The sequence below is a fragment of the Roseateles sp. P5_B10 genome (assembly GCF_056400485.1).
Genome location: NZ_JBFULE010001099.1, coordinates 1 through 1,407 on the forward strand (window position 1 = coordinate 1; position 1,407 = coordinate 1,407).

Consider the following 1,407-nt stretch of genomic DNA (forward strand, 5'->3'; position numbering starts at 1 on the left):
ATCCTGAAGATCGTTCCGCAGGCCGTGCAGCGCGTCGCGAGGCTCATGCCGGTCGTTGGGCCGTCATCAGGATCCAGCCATCCTCTTCATCGCTGACTTCAAGCGCCAGCCAGGGCGCGTAGGCGGCCTTCAGTTCCTCAGCCTGGCGGCTCAGGATGCCAGCCAGGATCAGGTTGCCGCCGGGCGCGACATGGGCGCAGAGCAGTGGTGCGAGCAGCTTCAGCGGCGTGGCGAGGATGTTGGCCATGACCAGCGGGTACTCGCCCCGGGCCAGCTCCRGCAGGCCGGGTTTCAGCGTGACGCCATTGGCCGCCGCGTTGTCGCGCGACGAAGTGACGGCAGCCGGGTCGATGTCGACGGCGTCGATGTCACGCGCGCCGTGCAGGGCCGCGCCAATGGCAAGGATGCCGGAGCCACAGCCGTAGTCCAGCACGCGAATCCAGGGCTGGGAATGGGTCGCGATCCAGCGCAGGCACATGCGCGTTGTTGGATGTGTGCCTGTACCGAAGGCCAGCCCGGGGTCTAGGCGCATGACGCGTTGGGCCTGCGGCGGTGCCTCGTGCCAGCTCGGCACGATCCAGAACTCGGGCGTGATCTCGACCGGCGCGAACTGGCTTTGCGTCAGGCGCACCCAGTCCTGCTCGGGCACAGCCTGGATGGCTTGCACATGCACATCCGTAGCCCAGTCCTGGGCCAGGATCAGCGTCGCCGCCTCGGTGGCCTCGGGCTCGGTGGGAAAGAGGGCCTTGACGACCGAGCGCTCCCAACCGGCGGCGGGCGCCGGCATGCCGGGTTCGCCGAACAAGGCGTGCTCAGCCTCGGTGTCTGCGTCGGCATCCTCCACCGAGACCGCGAGAGCGTCGATCTCCATCAGCGCATCGCTGACGATCTCGACGTCGGCCTCGTGGCAGACCAGGGCCAACTCGAAGAGGTTGCTCATCGCTTGTGGGCAGCCATCCAGCCTTCAAGGTAATGGATGGATGTGCCGCCTTCGATGAACTTGGCGTCGGCCATCAGCTCGCGGTGCAGCGGGATGTTGGTCTGGATGCCTTCGACGACCGTCTCGCTCAGCGCGATGCGCATGCGCGCCAGGGCCTGCTCACGCGTGTCGCCGTGGACGATGATCTTGCCGATCATGGAGTCGTAGTTGGGCGGCACGAAGTAGTTCGTGTAGGCATGCGAGTCCACGCGCACGCCGGGCCCGCCCGGCGCGTGCCACATCGTGATGCGGCCGGGCGAGGGCACGAACTTGACCGGGTCTTCGGCGTTGATGCGGCATTCGATGGCGTGGCCGCGCATCTCGATCTGGCGCTGCGTGAACGGCAGCTTCTCGCCGGCTGCGATCTTGATCTGCTGCTGCACGATGTCGATGCCGGTGACCATCTCGGTGACCGGGTGCTCCACCTG

General features: G+C 66.9%; 2 protein-coding genes. Both read right to left on the reverse strand.

Annotated features, from left to right (window positions below; all coding sequences use genetic code 11):
- Positions 1 to 43: 43 nt before the first annotated feature.
- Entirely contained in the window at positions 44 to 940 is an 897-nt protein-coding gene (gene prmA, locus AC1DU6_RS31150; RefSeq protein ID WP_477861994.1) for a 50S ribosomal protein L11 methyltransferase, read from the reverse strand.
- Positions 937 to 1,407, reverse strand: a 471-nt coding sequence (locus tag AC1DU6_RS31155) for an ATP-binding protein (protein ID WP_477861996.1), incomplete at its 5' end; no start/stop codon positions are given. The genes prmA and AC1DU6_RS31155, both read right to left, overlap by 4 nt.